The following is a 15736-nucleotide window of genomic DNA, read 5'->3' on the forward strand; positions in this document are numbered from 1 at the left end:
GCGCGCCTCGAGGCCCGCCACCAGCTCATCGCGACGAGAGCGGTGCACGAAGACGCGCTTCGCGTTCATGCAGATCTGCCCGGTCGTGTCGTAGATCGCCGCGAACAGGCGGTCGAGGTGCGTGTCATCGAGGATCGCGTCTTCGAGGAACACCGCCGCGTCGTTGCCGCCGAGCTCCAGCGTCACCCGGGTCAGCGTCTTCGACGCCATCTCCATGATCCGCTTCCCGCCATTCACACTGCCGGTGAAACACACTTTCGCGATGTCGGGGTTCTGGATGAGGCCGGTCATGTTCTCGTCCTTGCCGGTGATGACGTTCAGCACCCCGGCCGGCAGCTTCTCGGCGAGACGCTGCACGAGCCGTGTGGTGGCGAGCGGGGCGGAGGGCGGCGGCTTCACGATCGCGGTGTTCCCCGCGAGCAGGGCGTGCGGAAGGGATGCCCCGAGGATCGCGATCGGCCAGTTGAACGGCACGATGACGGTCACCACACCGAGGGACTGATACGAGACGTTCGTCTCAACCGGGATGCCGGGAACGACCGGCAGCGTCTTCCCGGTGTCGACCTCGTCGGCGATCATCAGCGCGAGGTTCCAGCGGATCTCGAAGACGAGGGCGTCGACCCAGGCCTCGAAGCGGATCTTGCCGTTCTCCTGCGAGAGGATGGCGGCGTCGGTGTCGCGCTCATCGGCGATGCCGACGATCGCCTCGGCCATGACCCGCGCGCGCTCGGTCGCGCTGAGTGCGGACCAGGCCGGGTAGGCGGCCTTGGCGGCGGACACCGCATCGGCGACGTCCGACGGGGACGCGGATGCGGCATGCCCGACGATCACGCCGGGCTTGGCGGGGTCTGCGACGGCGAGCGTGTCCGCGGTCGACCGCTCCACACCCCCGATGTACAGACCTGTACGAACGTTCTCCAACGTGTCGGTCATGTCGATCAAGCACCTCTCTGTGACTTGTGGACCAGCGATGCAAGAAGCATCCTAAACAAGTTTATGTGCATTCCTGTTTACTTGTAAATCTCTCCGTGTTACTGTCTCCCCGTTCGGGTCCAGAGTCGGATCCGGATGCACTGCGAGAGTCGATGAGGACGCGCGCGCCGCACCCTTGGAGACCTCCGTGTCATCGATGAGGAGGCATGTGATGGGCGAAACGACCCTGCAGAACCCGGGCGATCCGCGCACCGTCGAGGAGCTGGAAGATCTCGCGTACGAGCTGCGCTCGAAGCTCCTCCACCTCTGCGGCACGTATGAAGGCGCCGTTCATATCGGCGGTGACCTCTCCGCGGCGGACATCCTCACGGCCCTGTTCGAATACGGGCTGCACGTGGACCCGAGCGATCTGCGCAATCCGAACCGCGACCGGTTCGTGCTGAGCAAGGGGCACGCGGCCGTCTGCATGTACATCGCGATGTCGATCCGCGGTTTCTTCTCGTACGAGGGCATCGTCGACACCTACGGTCAGCTCGACAGCGCGTACGGGATGCACCCGTGTAAGGTGCAGCTTCCCGGGGTGGAGTGTTCGACCGGGTCCCTCGGTCACGGCCTGCCCATCGCGGTGGGGATGGCGCTGAGCGCCCGCGGTCGCGGCGAGTCCCACCGGGTCGTGTGCCTGCTCGGCGATGGCGAGACCGGCGAGGGGTCGGTGTGGGAGGCCGCGATGGCGGCGCGCAGCAACGAACTCGGCAACCTCGTCGCCTTCGTCGATCGCAACCGGCAGATGATGACGAGCTTCGCGGAGGAGCGGGTCGTCTTCGAGCCCTACCCGGACAAATGGGCGGCGTTCGGCTGGAACGTCGTGCACATCGACGGTCACGACATGGCGCAGCTGGTGGACGCGATCGACGCGCTGCCCGGCACCGACAGTAACCGGCCCACGGTGGTCATCTGCGAGACCGTCAAGGGCAAGGGCGTCGACTTCATGGAACACAACCTCGCCTGGCACGCCGGCTCGCTCGGCGCCGCCGACCTGGAGCGCGCGATGGCCGCGCTCGACGCATCTCGTCAGAAGGAGTCCGTCTGATGCCTGTCACCTTCACCTTCGGAGAGATGCTCTCCGCCCGATCCGTGATCGGGTCGACCCTCGCCGAGCTCGGCGCCGAGTACGACAACCTGTGGGTGCTCACCCCGGATATCGGCGCGACGCTGGTGGAGTTCCGCGACACCTTCCCCGAGCGCTTCCTCGACGTCGGCCTCGCCGAGCAGGTGTGCGTCGGCATCGCCTCCGGCCTCGCCTACGACGGGAACATCCCGGTCGTGTCGGGGATGCTGCCGTTCCTCAGCATGCGGGCGCTGGAACAGGTGCGCACCGACGTCTGCTACCCCAACCTGCCGGTGAAGATCATCGGCACGCACGGCGGACTCGTCGGCAACGGCGGCTCCACCCACTACGCGGTGGAGGACCTGGCGCTGATGTGCGCGCTGACCAACATGACCGTCACCTCGATCGGCGACCCGCTGATGGTGGGCGAGGTCATCCGGCAGTCGATGTCGATGACGGGTCCCATCTACATCCGGCTCGCCGTGGGTAAGAAGGACAAGGTGCTGTACGAGCCGGGCCAGCACGAGATCCGCATCGGCAAGGGCATCATCGCGCGGGAGGGCACCGACGCCACGATCTTCACGCACGGCACGGTCGTCGCCCAGGCGCTGGATGCGGCGGACGAGCTCGCAAAGGACGGCAGGTCCGTGCGCGTGGTCGACATGTTCACCCTGAAGCCGATCGACGAGGAGCTGATCGTGCAGTGCGCGGCCGAGACCGGCGGGCGGTTCGTGGTCCTCGAGGACCACCTCGCCTACGGCGGACTCGCCTCGCGGGTGGCGGATGTGGTCGCCGACCGCGGGATCCATCTCACCGCTTTCGAACGGCTCGGGATCCCCCAGGTGTACGCCGGCTTCGGCGAGGACGAGGAGCTGCGCGACAAGCACGGATACGGGCTGACGGCGACGATCGCCGCCGCCCGACGCGTCATCGCCGCCGGCGACTGACGCCCGCTCCGCCCACTCGCTCAACGGAGAGACGAATGAGAACAGTCGCGGTGACAAAGATCGGCAACCTGCGCGATCCGGACGACGACACGCGTGGGCGGATCGGCGTCGTCGATTTCCCCGACCAGCCGTTGGGGCCGGAGGACGTCCGCATCCGGGTCGCGTACTCGGCCATCTGCGGCTCGGACCCGCACCTGGCGGAGGGCTTCTTCGGCACCGACGTGCCGATCGGGCTCGGTCACGAGCTGTCCGGCGTGATCGAGGCGCTCGGCGAGCGCGCGCACCGCAACGGACTGCAGATCGGTGACCGCGTCGCCGGGAACTTCCTGCGCTTCTGCGGCACCTGCACGCCGTGCCGGGCGGGGAAGCAGCAGTTCTGCGAGCACATCCAGGACTACAACCGGCCCGGAATGGCCGAGACGGTGACCTGGCACGAGTCGCAGGTGTACCGCTTGCCGGATGCGGTGTCGCTGCGTCACGGCTGTTTGCTGGAGCCGACCTCGGTAGCGGTCCGCATCGCCGACAAGACGCGCATCGCCGTCGGCGACCGCGTCGCCATCTGCGGCGGCGGACCCATCGGTCAGCTGGCACTGCAGATCATGAAGCGGAACGGCGCGACCTCCCTCACCCTCATCGAGCCCATCGCAGCCCGACGCGAGATGGCACTTCGGCACGGCGCGGATGCGGTGATCGATCCGGTCGCCGAGGATCAGGGCCGGCGGGCGGCGGACATCACCGAGGGCGCCGGCTTCGACGTCGTGATCGACGCCTCCGGCTCGCCTCGCGCGGTGCGGGGCCTGCTCGACATCGCGGCACGGGGGGCGACCGTCGTCTACGGGGCGATGTACCCGCACGACTTCGAGATGCCGCTCAACCTCTCCGACTACCTCTATCTCAAGGAGCTCACGCTCACCGGGGTCTTCGTCTCGCCGTACGCCTTCCCCCGTGCCCTGCAGCTCCTGCCGTACCTGGAGCTCGACGAGCTGACGGAGTCGGTGTTCGACCTGGAGGACGCGACCGAGGCGTTCGCCATGCACCTGAGCGGTGCGTATCCGAAGGTGCTGATCCGCTGCAACGACCTGGAGGCGGTGTCATGACCCTCACCGGGACCGAGTCCGCGGCGACCGTGGCCCCCGCCCTCGAAGCCATCGACATCGTGAAGAGCTTCGACGGCGTGCACGCGCTGAAAGGGGTGCAGCTGTCGGTGAGACCCGGCGAGATCCACGCGCTCCTCGGCGAGAACGGCGCCGGCAAATCCACGCTGATCAAGGTCGTCACCGGCCTCTACGCCCCGGACTCGGGGCAGATCCGCCGAGCCGGCGAAGACGTCGAGTTCGCCACCGTGCGTGCCGCGCACAAGGCGGGCATCGTGGCGCTGTACCAGGAGCTCTCCATCGTTCCGACCACGTCGGTCGCCGAGAACGTGCTGCTGGGTGAGCAGCTGCCGAGTCGCGCCGGCATCGTCAACGGCCGCGTGCTCCGCCGCCGCGCTCGCGAGCAGCTCGAACGGTTGAACCAGCGGATCTCGATGCGCAAGCTCGCGGGCGACCTGTCGCCGGTGCAGCAGACGATGGTCGCGGTCGCCCGCGCCCTCGCCACGGACGCCCGGGTGCTCATCCTCGACGAGCCGACCGCCTCCCTCACCGACACCGAGATCCGCGAGGTCTTCGCGGTGCTGCGCTCGCTCCGCGACGAGGGCGTGGCGGTGGTGTACGTGTCGCACCGGCTCGAGGAGGTCTTCGAGCTCTGCGACCGGCTCACGATCATGCGGAACGGCGAGACGATCGTCACCCGCGACGTGGCCGACACGACCATCGGCGAGGTCATCTCCACGATGGTCGGCCGCAACGCCGAGTCGCTCTACCCGGAGCGGGGGACGAAGACGGACGAGGTCGCCCTCGTGGTGACGGATCTGCAGGGGCGACGCGTCACCGACGTGTCGTTCACGGCCCACGTGGGGGAGGTGCTCGGCATCGGCGGTCTCGCCGGTTCCGGCCGCAGCGAACTGCTCCGCATCCTCGCCGGCGCGCAGCGCTCCGTCTCCGGAACCGTCACCGTGGCGGGGGAGGAGATCCCGCGCCGCAGCGGCGTCGGACGGGTGCTGGCGGCGGGGATGGCGCTGGTGCCGGAGGAGCGCCGCAGCCAGGGCGTGATGCTCGGCTCCTCCGTCCAGGACAACATCGCCCTCGCGAACATCGGAGCGGTGAGCCGGGCCGGCTGGGTGTCCCGGCGACGCATCGCCGAGATCGCGAACCGCGGCATGGCCGACCTGCGGATCAAGGCGCGCAGCGCACGCCAGAGCGTCGGAGAACTTTCCGGCGGCAACCAGCAGAAGGTGGTCCTCGCCAAGATGCTCGCGCGCCGACCCAAGGTGCTGCTGATGGACGAACCCACCCGCGGCATCGACGTGGGCACCAAGGCCGAGATCTACCGCCTCATCCGCGAGCTCGCGGCGACCGGGACCACCGTGATCGCTGTCAGCTCCGAACTGCCCGAGCTGATCGGCATGTGCGACCGCATCCTCATCATGCATGAGGGGTCGATCTCGGGCGACGTCCCCGCGGACGGCGCCGACGACGAGCTCCTCCTCTCCTACGCCTACGGAAGGGCCACCTCATGACGATTCAGAAAGAGCCGACCCGCACCGGCACCCTCATGATCCAGCAGTCCCGGTCGGCGGGCCGCCTCCTCGTGCAGAGCGGCACGATCGTGGCCCTGGTCCTGCTCATCCTCTTCTTCTTCGCGATGCGCCCCGACACGTTCCTGTCGTTCGTGAACATCCGCAACATCCTGTACCAGATCTCGATCCTCGCGATCATCGCCGGCGCACAGACGATCGTCATGGTGGTCGGCGACTTCGACCTGTCCGTCGGGGCGACCTCGAGCCTCGCCGGCTCCGTCACAGCCGCGCTCCTGCTCGGCGAGAACTCGTTGGGCGTGTCGATCCTGGCGGGTCTCGCGGTGGGACTCCTGGTGGGACTCGTCAACGGGGTGCTCATCGCGTATCTCCGGCTGTCGGCGTTCATCGCGACGCTCGCGACGATGACCTCCGTCATCGGCCTGGCATACATCGTCACCGGCGGCACCACCGTGTTCGGAATGCCGGCGGAGTTCAACGAACTCGGCCAGGGCCGGTTCCTCAACGTCCCGCTGCCGGTCTACTTCGCGGTCGTGATCTCGGTGATCATCTGGGCCCTGCTGCGATTCACGACCCTGGGACGACGCCTCCACGCGATCGGTGGCAACGAAGAGGTCGCTCGGCTGTCGGGGGTGAATGTGCGCTGGGCACGGATGCTGGCGTTCACGCTGGCCGGATTCATCTCGGCGATCGGCGGGATCCTGCTCGCCGCACGCCTCGGCAGTGCGGCTGCCGAGCAGGGCGGCGACAACACGCTGTTCTCGGTGGCGGCGGTGTTCCTCGGCATGACCGTCATCCGCTCCGGCGCCGCCAACCTCGGCGGCACGATCGTGGGCGTCGCCATCATCGGCGTCATGAGCAACGGCCTGAACATCCTCGGCGTCAACGCCTACGTCCAGCAGGTGGTCACGGGACTCATCATCATCGCGGCGGTCGTCCTGTCCGGCCTGAAGACCCGGGAGAGATAGCGACGCCGCCCCCCCACGCCACGCGGACACCCGTTCCGCGCGGGCACCGAGAAGTACCTCACGCAGTGACACAAAGGAGTAGAAACATGCGTACCACCCTCAAGATCGCCTCGGCGGTCGCGGTCGCGGCCGCCCTCACCCTGACGGGATGCTCGAGTGCCGGCTCGGACGGCGGCGGGGGCGACGATGACCCCTTCAAGGTCATCGCCTTCACCTCCGGCAACCAGACGCCCGTCGGCGCGTGGTGGGTCAAGGCCGTCACCGCGCAGGCGGAGGAGCTCGGCTGGGATCTCACCATGATCCAGGGCGATTTCGACTTCCAGAAGATGAACCCCGCCGTGGAGAGCGCGATCGGCCAGGGCGCCGACGTGATCCTCGACGGCTACACCGACGTGTCCTCGATCGGATCCATCGTCACCGCGGCAAAGGACGCGGAGATCCCGATCTTCTCGATGGATGCGGGCACCGAGGCGACGGACGCCTTCGCCACCAACATCACCACCAACCAGCAGCAGATCGTCGACAAGACGGTGGACGCGATCGACGAGTCCATCGGCGGCCTCGACGGCAAGACCATCATGGTGATCGGGCACGACCCGCACGCCGGCATCCGGCTGCGCTCGCAGCTCGCGGTCACCGCGTTCGAGGACGCCGGTGCCACGGTCGTCAGTGGCGAACCGCAGCAGGTCACCAACCCGGCAACGGGCCGCACCGAGGCGTTGAACTTCGTCTCGGACTACCTCTCCGCGAACCCGGACGGGCTCGACGCGGTATGGGCGGGGTGGGACGACGCGGCGCTCGGCGCCGCGCAGGGGCTGTCCGAAGCAGGCTCCACCGCGCCGGTCACCGGCGTGGACGCCCTGGCGGAGACTCTCGCGGCGATCGAGGCGGGCGGCAACATGCTCGCCACGATCGACCAGCCCTGGCCGGCGGTCCTCGACATGCTCATCGAGGATGTCGTGGCCTATCAGGAGGACGGCACGCTGCCGGACGAGAACTTCGTCGCCGTCGACGTGACGCTCGTGACGAAGGAGAACGCGGCGGACACCACGCCGTCGGACAAGTTGGGCTGACGCCCAGCGGGGGCGGCGCGACGCCGCCCCCGCACCCCCCTCTTCCCGGGCCGTGTGCGGCCGGACATCGACAGAAGGAGACATCATGCGTCTGGAAGGCAAAGTAGCCGTGATCACCGGCGGCGCCAGCGGCATCGGGCACGCGACCGTGCTGAAGTTCGTCCGCGAGGGCGCGAAGGTCGTCATCGCCGACATGAACCTGACGCAGGCCGAGCAGGTCGTCGCGGAGGTCGACGCAGCCGGATTCGAGGGCGCGGCGACGGCGGTGCAGACCGACGTCTCGGTGTATGCCGATGTCGAAGCCGCCGTCGCGCGAGCGGTCGAGGTCTACGGGCATCTCGACGTGATCTTCAACAACGCCGGCATCGCGGGCGGGAAGCCGCTCCTCGATCATGACCCCGATGTCGACTACGCCCCGATGATCCGCATCGACCAGGACGGCGTCTACTACGGCATCCTCGCCGCCGGACGCCAGTTCCGTGACCAGGGCACGGGTGGCGTCATCATCAGCACGTCCTCCATCTACGGCGAACAGGCGGCGGAGCTGTCCTTCACCTACAGCGCGGCGAAGGCGGCCGTCATCTCGTTCACCCGCTCGGCCGCGTACGAGCTGGCCGAGTACGGCATCCGCGCGCTGGCGATCACGCCGGGCCGCGTGGGAACCCCCATCATCAACCAGTTCAGCGAGGAACTGCGGAACACGTTCGCCGCGGAGCAACTGCGGAACCGGATGACCGAGCCCGGCGAGATCGCCGACGTCGTCGCGTTCCTCGCCTCGGACGAGTCGAACGTGATCAACGGCACCGTCGTGCACGTGGACGACGGGTACTCCGTGTTCAAGCAGCGCCTCGACCTGCCGACGTTCTAGGAGCGGAGCCGTGACCGCACCGTCCCCGACGCGCACCGGACTCGACGTCGCCTGCCACCTCAACGTCGTGGCCCCGGACGCCTCGCCGGCCTCGTTGCCCGGTGCCCTCGCCGCGATCGCGGCGGCCGGGTACACGCGTGTCGTCCTGCCCCCGCTCGACCCCGGCGCCACGGATGCGGCCGGGCTCCGTGCGGCGTTCGCCGACCAGGGCCTGCGCCCGATCACGATCGCGGGGCAGACGCCCGGCGCGGATGTGTCGTCGGCGGATGCGGACGTGCGCGCAGCGGGTGCGGCCGCGCTCCGCGCGCAGGTCGACCTCACTGTCGCGCTCGGTTCCGACCAGATGAACGGGGTCCCCTATGGCCTCTTCGGCCCCGCATCCGGCCCGGTATCGGCGGCCGCCTTCGACCGGGCGGCGCACGAGGTCGGCGCCGTCGCGGACCACGCGCACGAGCGGGGCGTCACGATGACGTTCGAGGTGCTCAACCGTTACGAGACCGCCGCGATCAACACCGCCGCACAGGCGATGGCGTTCATCGAGGCGAGCGGCTCCGCGCACCTCCGCATCCATCTGGACACCTTCCATATGGCCGTGGAGGAGGCGGACATGGCCGCGGCGGTGCGGCTGGCCTTGCCGAAACTCGCCTATCTGGAGCTCGGTCAGTCGGGGCGGGGGGCGCTTGCCACCGGATCCGTGGACATCGCGGGGATCGTGCGCACGGCGCTCGCCGCCGGCTACACCGGCCGCTGGGGTGTCGAAGCCTTCTCGCGCACGGTCCTCGCCGCCGGCGCCGCCGACATGCTGGCCATCTGGCGCGCCCCGTACGACCGGGGTGCCGAGCTCGCCACCGACGCGATCCGCCTCATCGAACGGGCGGCCGCACCGGATCGAATCGCAGACGACCGAGGACGACGGAGGAACCCATGACGATCATCTCGAACACCGACGACGAACTGTTCATCGGCGGAGAATGGCAGCCGGCGCGGTCGCCCGCGCGGATCGAGGTCGAGGATCCCTACGCTCGCGTGACCGTGGGCGTCGCGCCGGACGGGAGCGCCGAGGATGTCGACGCGGCGGTCCGCGCGGCCCGGGAAGCGTTCGACCACGGCCCCTGGCCCCGCATGACCCCGGACGAGCGGGCCGTTCTCATGGAGGGGCTCGCCGACGAGCTCGAGCGGCGCGGCGAGCAGACGGCGGCGCTCGTCACCGGGGAGATCGGTCAGCCGACCGGCTTCTCGCAGTTCGTCAACATCGCGCTCCCCACCCAGCATCTGCGGTACTTCGCGGCGATGATCCGGGACTTCGCGTTCGAAGAGCGCCGGAGCAACATCAGCGGCCCCGGCACCTCCGTCGTCCGGTGGGAGCCGGTCGGGGTCGCGGGGCTCATCACCCCGTGGAACTACCCGCAATCGATCCTCTCGGCGAAGCTCGCCCCCGCCCTGGCGGTCGGGTGCACGGTGGTGGTCAAACCGGCGGGTGAGACCCCGCTCGACGCTCTCGCTCTCGCCGCCGCGGTCGAGGCCGTCGGGTTCCCGCCCGGTGTCGTGAACGTCGTCACCGGGGGCCGCGAGACCGGCGAGGCTCTGGTCCGGCATCCGGGTGTCGACAAGATCGCCTTCACCGGCTCGACCGCCGCCGGCCGGCTCATCGCGCGTACCTGCGGGGAGCGTCTCATCCCCGTCACCCTGGAACTCGGCGGCAAGTCGGCCGCGATCGTGACCGAGGATGCCGACCTCGACGTGACCCTCGCGGGCCTCCGGGCGGGCGCCTTCATGAACTCGGGACAGACCTGCTTCCTGCTCTCCCGGGTGCTGGTGCCGCGCACCCGGAAGGACGAGATGCTCGACGGGCTCGTCGAGCTGGCGCGATCGTTCCGGCTCGGCGACCCGCGCGACCCCGCCACCGACATGGGGCCGCTGGTGTCGGAGCGGATCCGCGGGCGGGTACGGACGATGGTCGACGACGCCCGCGGTGACGGTGCGGAGATCCTCACCGGTGGCCGTGACCTCCCCGGCCAGCGCGGCTACTTCTACGAACCGACCATCGTCACGGGGGTCGACCCGGACGCGCAGATCGCCCGCGAGGAGGTGTTCGGTCCGGTCGTCACGGTCTTCGCCTACGACGGCAACGAGGAGGCGGTCTCTCTCGCGAACGATTCCCGCTACGGCCTCGGCGGTGCGGTGTTCTCCTCGGATCCCGAGGCTGCCCTCGGCATCGCCCGTGAGGTGCAGACCGGCACGATCGGGGTCAACGGGTACTCGCCCGACCTCGCTACCCCGTTCGGTGGGTACAAGGAGTCGGGCCTCGGGCGCGAACAGGGGTCCGAGGTCCTGTACAACTACCTCAACACCAAGGCCATCAACACGAGCATCGGACTGCCGGCATGAGAGCAGCAGTGGTCAACGCGTTCGGCGGCGGCTTCGACATCGAGGACATCGACATCGCCGATCCGCTCGGCCGCGAAGTGCTCGTCGACGTGAAGGCGTCCGGGCTCTGCCATTCGGATCTCCACTTCGCTCAGAACGATTTCGGGATGGCACCGCCCATGGTGCTCGGTCATGAGGTCTCCGGTGTCGTCGCGGCGATCGGCCCGGACGTGACGGAGTTCGCCGTCGGCGACCACGTCGTCGGTTCGCTGGTGCAGTTCTGCGGCGCCTGCGACGAATGCCTGAGCGGCCGCACCGTGCGCTGCCTGCGCCCCGAGGCCACTCTGCGCGCGGCGGGGGAGCCACCGCGCCTCAGCCGTCGCGGCGAGCCCGTGCTGGCTGCGATGGGCACCGCCGGGTTCGCCGAACGAGCGCTGATCCACGAGAACCAGCTCGTCCGCATCGATCCGGCCGTGCCCTTCCCGGAGGCCTCGGTCCTCGGGTGCGGCACGATCACCGGCGCGGGAGCCGCGATCCACGCGGCCGGCGTGACCGCGGGGGACACCGTCGCGGTGATCGGTCTCGGCGGTGTCGGGCTGAACGTCGTGAGCGGCGCCCGCCTCGTGGGTGCGGCGCGGATCATCGGGATCGACCTGAACGACGAGAAGCTCGAGCTCGCCCGTGCCTTCGGGGCGACAGACTGGGTGAACGCGGGCGAGGGAGACGTCGTGGCGCGGGTGCGCGAGCTGACCGGCGGCGGGGTCGATCACGCGTTCGAGGTCATCGGACGCCGGCAGACCGTGGAGCAGGCCATCGCGATGCTCCGCGTCGGCGGCACGGCGAGCCTCATCGGCATCCATCCCGCGGGCGGCACATTCGAGGTCGACGCGAACACGTTGCTGCGGGAACAGAAGAAGGTGAACGGCGTCTACATGGGCTCCTCGAACATCAAGCGCGACATCCCGTTCTACGCGTCGCTGTTCCTCCAGGGCAGGCTGGACCTCTCCGACCTCATCGCGTCCGAAATCGCCCTCGACGACATCAACTCCGCCTACGCGGCACTGCACTCCGGAAAGACCGCTCGAACGGTCATCACCCGCTTCTGAGCGCGGGGACAACGAGAAAGGGGGCCCGGGCGCGAGCCCGGACCCCCTTTCTCGTGCGGATCAGTCCTTGTAGCCGGTGCGCCAGCCACCCTGGTAGGTGGAGCGGGCGACGGTGGAGTACGGCACCGGGCTGACGACGACGCGGACCTCGGTCTGCTCGTGCGGCTCGACGGACGCCTTCGAGGTGCCGCCGTTCGGCTCGCCCCAGACGACCTTGAGCTCGGTGCCCTCGGGCACGTCGTGGTCGACGACGCCGAGCGACAGGCCGCGACGCTCGTTCGCGCTGTAGCCGGTGAACATCGAGAGTCCGACGACGGTGCCGTCCGCATCCACGACCGAGTCGTAGTTCGCGGAGCCGTAGTTGGCCAGCGGCAGGTCGAAGAACTTGTAGTTCGGTCCGTCGACGTTCAAGAGCGACGTCCACACCTTGCCGAGGTCTTCGGCGTTCCAGGCGAGGGTGACCTTCTTGCGCTGCGATGCCGGGTCGATCTGCTCCAGGGCGTCGCGGCCGATGAAGTCGTGGTCGAACTTCACGAACGAGCCGTAGCCGAGCTCCCACGGCGTGAGGTAGTAGTCCTCGATGTTGTCGGACACGAAGGAGCCCGCGAGGGTTCCGGTCGCCTCGTAGCTGTCGGTGCCGAGCCACTCGCGGTAGGCGCGCTCGCCCTCACCGGTGTAGATGGCGGGCAGCGGCGAGGGGATCCAGCCCGACTCCAGCGTGTTCGACGGGTAGGCGCGCGAGCCCACGGGCAGCAGCCCGAACTCGGCGCCGGCCTCGACGATGGCGTCGCGGACGGCGTCGTGGTCGGCGTACGGGCCCCAGATCTCCAGGCCCGGCGCTCCTGCCATGCCGTGGCGGAGGGTGCGCACCTGCTTGCCGGCGATCGACATGGTGGCCATCCGGAAGAAGCCGATCTTCTCCAGCGGGCCGCGGTTGAGCTTCTCGATGACGTCCCAGGCGCGGGGGCCCTGGATCTGGAAGCGGTAGTACTGGCGGGTCACGGCGTGGCCGTACGGACGCGACGGCGAACGACGGTCGACGGTCACGTCGAGGTTCGCGTAGCCGCCGGTCTCGCCGTGGTACATCAGCCAGTTGGAGGCGGGGGCGCGACCCACGTAGGTGTACTCGTCCTCCGCCTCGCGGAAGAGGATGCCGTCACCGATCACGTAGCCCTGCGAGGTGGTGGGCACGTACTGCTTGGCCCGGTTGACCTCGAAGTTCGCCACGGAGTTGATCGCGGTGTCGCTGATGAGCCGGATCGCGTCCGAGCCCTTCAGGAACACGTTGTCCATGTGGTGCGACTGGTCGTACAGGACGGCCGTGTCGCGCCAGGCCTTCTGCTCCTTGATCCAGTTCGCGAAGTCCGCGGGGACGACGGGATAGATGTAGGAGCCGATCTGGGAGTTACGCAGGAGCTCGACCGGGTTGGTCTGATCGAGCAGCTGCTGAAGGTTGCTGGCCACGAGATGAACCTCTCTGTTCAGGGGATGGGGTGGTTCCGGGGGAGGTCCCCGGGGGATCAGAAGACGATGGTTTGGTTTCCGTATCGGATGACGCGGTCCTGGGCGTGCCATTGCACGGCGCGGGAGAGGACGGCGCGTTCGACGTAGGCGCCGCGGGCCTGGAGGTCTGCGGCGCTCATGGCGTGATCGACGCGGGCGACGTCCTGCTCGATGATGGGGCCCTCGTCGAGATCTTTGGTCACGTAGTGACTGGTCGCGCCGATGAGTTTCACCCCGCGTTCCTTGGCCTTGCGGTAGGGGGCCGCGCCGATGAAGGCGGGCAGGAACGAGTGGTGGATGTTGATGACCGGCACACCGACCTCGTCGAGGAAGTCCTCCGAGATGATCTGCATGTACCGGGCGAGGACGACGAAGTCGACGTTGTCCTTCAGTAGTTCCAGGATGCGGGCTTCCGCCTCGGACTTGTCCGGGCCCTGGGAGGGAACGTGGAAGAACGGAATGCCGAAGGAGCGGACGTCGTCGGCGACCCGGGTGTGGTTGCTGATGACCATGGGGATGGTCACGGGCAGTTCACCGCGGCGGTGGCGCCAGAGCAGTTCGAGCAGGCAGTGGTCGCTGGTGGAGGCGAGGATCGCCATCCGCTTCGGGATCGACTGGTCGGTGAGGCGCCACTCCATCCCGAACGGGGAGAGGGTCTTCTCCAGGTCCGCTTCGATCTCCGGGAACGCGGCGGACAGCTCGGGGCGGTGGAACACGACGCGCTGGAAGAACTCGCCGCCCTCCGGGTTGTCGGAGTACTGGTCGAGCGTCACGATGTTCGCCTTGTTGCGCGTGATCAGCGCGGTCACCGCGGCCACCAGGCCGGGCTGGTCCGGGCCGTGCACGATCAGGCAGGCGTGGTCGCGGAGCTTGTCGGAATGGAAGGTCATCAACGGATCCTCTCGGCAGTCGTTTCAACAGCGGTCTCGGCGAGCTCGACGACGTTCGTCACGAGCATCGCCCGGGTCATGGGGCCGACGCCGCCCGGGTTCGGGGAGAGCCAGGCCGCGACCTCGGCGACGGCGGGGTCGATATCGCCCGCCAGCTTCGCCCGCCCCGAGGGCGTCGTGCCGACTCGGGTCACTCCCACATCCAGGACGGCGGCGCCGGGCCGGATCCACTCCGGCCGGACGAAATGCGGCTTCCCGAGGGCGGCGACGACGACGTCCGCGCGCCGCACCTCGGCTGCGATGTCCGCGGTGCGGGAGTGGACGAGCGTCACGGTGGCGTCGATCCCCTTGCGGGTGAGCAGAAGACCCAGCGGCCTGCCGACGGTCGTGCCCCGGCCGATGACGGTGACCCGCGCGCCGGCGAAGTCGATGCCGTGGGTCAGCGAGAGCTCGATGATCCCCCGCGGGGTGCACGGCAGCGGCGAGGGGGCGACGCGCGAGGGGTCGACCCCGAGCACGAGACGGCCGAGGTTGGTGGGGTGCAGCCCGTCGGCGTCCTTGGCCGGATCGATCAGTTCGAGGATCGCGTTCTCGTCGATCCCCGGCGGCAGCGGCAACTGGACGATGAAGCCTGTGACGGCGGGGTCCGCGTTGAGCCGGCGGACCGCGTCCGCGATCTCCTCGAAAGTCGCGGTGACCGGCAGCTCGACCGAGACCGACGCCACGCCAACCTCGGCGCAATCGCGGTGCTTTCCGGTCACGTAGGAGCGGGAGGCCGGGTCCTCCCCCACCAGCAGCGTGCCGAGCCCCGGGGTCACGCCCCGCGCCGCGAGCGCCGCCACGCGTGTGCGCAGCGAGTTCTTGACGATCTTCGCCGTCGCCGTTCCGTCGAGCAGCCGCGCCGTCATCAGCGTCCCCCGCTCAGGTCCCGGGCGCGACGAAATCGCGCGCCCACTCGGCCGTCGCCCTCAGCCCGCCGAACGTGTAGAAGTGCAGGCGGACCGCCCCCGATGCCGGGTCGGCCCGCAACTCGGCGGAGAGGTCGGTGACGAATGTGTCGGGCCCGGCGGTGCCCATCAGGTTGGTGAGGGAGAAGCCGTACTTCTTCACGATCATCGCGTTCGCGCCGATGCCGAAGCGGCGGGCGAAGCCGAGGAGACGCTTGATGCCGGCAGGTCCTGGGGTGCCGATGCAGATTTCGCTGGTGATGCCGCGGTCACGGACGCTGCCGATCCACCGCATCACCGGCTCGGTGTCGAACGCGAACTGGGTGAGGATGACCGCATCCAGTCCCTGCTCGGTCAGCGCCGCGGACTTGTCCTCCAGGTGACGCCA

Annotated in this window: 14 protein-coding genes and 1 pseudogene; 10 read left to right on the plus strand and 5 right to left on the minus strand. The window is 68.9% G+C overall.

The genetic code is table 11. The annotated features are described in order from the left end of the window. A partial coding sequence (locus NT132_RS04240) for an aldehyde dehydrogenase family protein (protein WP_297785265.1) occupies positions 1–933 on the minus strand: 933 nt, incomplete at its 3' end. A 211-nt stretch (positions 934–1144) separates the two neighbouring features. Between NT132_RS04240 and NT132_RS04245 the strand changes: the two genes are divergently transcribed. The 10 genes from NT132_RS04245 to NT132_RS04290 all read left to right on the plus strand — a co-directional run bounded on the left by NT132_RS04245 (position 1145) and on the right by NT132_RS04290 (position 12008). Beyond that, positions 1145–2023: a transketolase gene (locus tag NT132_RS04245; RefSeq protein ID WP_297785268.1), complete on the plus strand. Its 879-nt coding sequence runs from the start codon at positions 1145–1147 to the stop codon at positions 2021–2023. Next, a complete protein-coding gene (locus NT132_RS04250) occupies positions 2023–2988 on the plus strand; it encodes a transketolase C-terminal domain-containing protein (RefSeq protein ID WP_297785270.1) in 966 nt (321 codons plus the stop codon). The genes NT132_RS04245 and NT132_RS04250 overlap by 1 nt, the downstream gene beginning before the upstream one ends. Before the next feature lie 50 nt (positions 2989–3038). After that, complete coding sequence (locus NT132_RS04255; protein ID WP_297785272.1) at positions 3039–4085, plus strand: alcohol dehydrogenase catalytic domain-containing protein; 1047 nt, start codon at positions 3039–3041, stop codon at positions 4083–4085. Then, positions 4082–5608, plus strand: a complete 1527-nt coding sequence (locus NT132_RS04260; protein WP_297785277.1) for a sugar ABC transporter ATP-binding protein — start codon at positions 4082–4084, stop codon at positions 5606–5608. The genes NT132_RS04255 and NT132_RS04260 overlap by 4 nt, the downstream gene beginning before the upstream one ends. Beyond that, positions 5605–6594, plus strand: coding sequence for an ABC transporter permease (locus NT132_RS04265; protein WP_297785280.1), 990 nt, complete (start codon positions 5605–5607; stop codon positions 6592–6594). The genes NT132_RS04260 and NT132_RS04265 overlap by 4 nt, the downstream gene beginning before the upstream one ends. Positions 6595–6680: 86 nt before the next feature. Further along, positions 6681–7667, plus strand: a complete 987-nt coding sequence (locus tag NT132_RS04270; protein ID WP_297785283.1) for a sugar ABC transporter substrate-binding protein — start codon at positions 6681–6683, stop codon at positions 7665–7667. An 85-nt stretch (positions 7668–7752) separates the two neighbouring features. Next, positions 7753–8535 carry an SDR family oxidoreductase gene (locus NT132_RS04275; protein ID WP_297785286.1) on the plus strand — a complete coding sequence of 261 codons (783 nt, stop codon included), beginning with the start codon at positions 7753–7755 and terminating at the stop codon, positions 8533–8535. A gap of 10 nt (positions 8536–8545) precedes the next feature. Further along, complete coding sequence (locus NT132_RS04280; RefSeq protein WP_297785289.1) at positions 8546–9463, plus strand: sugar phosphate isomerase/epimerase; 918 nt, start codon at positions 8546–8548, stop codon at positions 9461–9463. After that, entirely contained in the window at positions 9460–10923 is a 1464-nt protein-coding gene (locus NT132_RS04285; protein WP_297785292.1) for an aldehyde dehydrogenase, read from the plus strand. The genes NT132_RS04280 and NT132_RS04285 overlap by 4 nt, the downstream gene beginning before the upstream one ends. Then, positions 10920–12008 carry a Zn-dependent alcohol dehydrogenase gene (locus tag NT132_RS04290; protein ID WP_297785295.1) on the plus strand — a complete coding sequence of 363 codons (1089 nt, stop codon included), beginning with the start codon at positions 10920–10922 and terminating at the stop codon, positions 12006–12008. Before NT132_RS04285 ends, NT132_RS04290 begins: the two co-directional genes overlap by 4 nt. Before the next feature lie 60 nt (positions 12009–12068). Here NT132_RS04290 and NT132_RS04295 read toward each other — a convergent pair whose 3' ends face one another. The 4 genes and pseudogenes from NT132_RS04295 to NT132_RS04310 all read right to left on the minus strand — a co-directional run. Then, positions 12069–13472, minus strand: coding sequence for an aminomethyl transferase family protein (locus tag NT132_RS04295; RefSeq protein ID WP_297785298.1), 1404 nt, complete (start codon positions 13470–13472; stop codon positions 12069–12071). Positions 13473–13528: 56 nt separating this feature from the next. After that, positions 13529–14401, minus strand: a complete 873-nt coding sequence (gene purU / locus NT132_RS04300) for a formyltetrahydrofolate deformylase (RefSeq protein WP_297785303.1) — start codon at positions 14399–14401, stop codon at positions 13529–13531. Continuing rightward, on the minus strand, positions 14401–15309 hold the full coding sequence (locus NT132_RS04305) for a bifunctional methylenetetrahydrofolate dehydrogenase/methenyltetrahydrofolate cyclohydrolase (RefSeq protein ID WP_297785306.1): 909 nt from the start codon (positions 15307–15309) through the stop codon (positions 14401–14403). The genes purU and NT132_RS04305 overlap by 1 nt, the downstream gene beginning before the upstream one ends. Positions 15310–15322: 13 nt before the next feature. Then, positions 15323–15736, minus strand: a pseudogene (locus NT132_RS04310) (methylenetetrahydrofolate reductase); the annotation flags it as partial.

The sequence above is a fragment of the Microbacterium sp. genome, assembly GCF_026393345.1.
GTDB lineage: Bacteria > Actinomycetota > Actinomycetes > Actinomycetales > Microbacteriaceae > Microbacterium.

What these genes read in the sequence shown, in the direction of transcription:
- NT132_RS04275 (WP_297785286.1), top strand. Translation starts at nt 7,753, where the DNA reads ATGCGTCTGGAAGGCAAAGTAGCCGTGATCACCGGCGGCGCCAGCGGC.
- NT132_RS04305 (WP_297785306.1), bottom strand. Translation starts at nt 15,309, where the DNA reads ATGACGGCGCGGCTGCTCGACGGAACGGCGACGGCGAAGATCGTCAAG.
- NT132_RS04260 (WP_297785277.1), top strand. Translation starts at nt 4,082, where the DNA reads ATGACCCTCACCGGGACCGAGTCCGCGGCGACCGTGGCCCCCGCCCTC.
- NT132_RS04270 (WP_297785283.1), top strand. Translation starts at nt 6,681, where the DNA reads ATGCGTACCACCCTCAAGATCGCCTCGGCGGTCGCGGTCGCGGCCGCC.
- NT132_RS04245 (WP_297785268.1), top strand. Translation starts at nt 1,145, where the DNA reads ATGGGCGAAACGACCCTGCAGAACCCGGGCGATCCGCGCACCGTCGAG.
- purU (WP_297785303.1), bottom strand. Translation starts at nt 14,401, where the DNA reads ATGACCTTCCATTCCGACAAGCTCCGCGACCACGCCTGCCTGATCGTG.
- NT132_RS04250 (WP_297785270.1), top strand. Translation starts at nt 2,023, where the DNA reads ATGCCTGTCACCTTCACCTTCGGAGAGATGCTCTCCGCCCGATCCGTG.
- NT132_RS04285 (WP_297785292.1), top strand. Translation starts at nt 9,460, where the DNA reads ATGACGATCATCTCGAACACCGACGACGAACTGTTCATCGGCGGAGAA.
- NT132_RS04265 (WP_297785280.1), top strand. Translation starts at nt 5,605, where the DNA reads ATGACGATTCAGAAAGAGCCGACCCGCACCGGCACCCTCATGATCCAG.
- NT132_RS04290 (WP_297785295.1), top strand. Translation starts at nt 10,920, where the DNA reads ATGAGAGCAGCAGTGGTCAACGCGTTCGGCGGCGGCTTCGACATCGAG.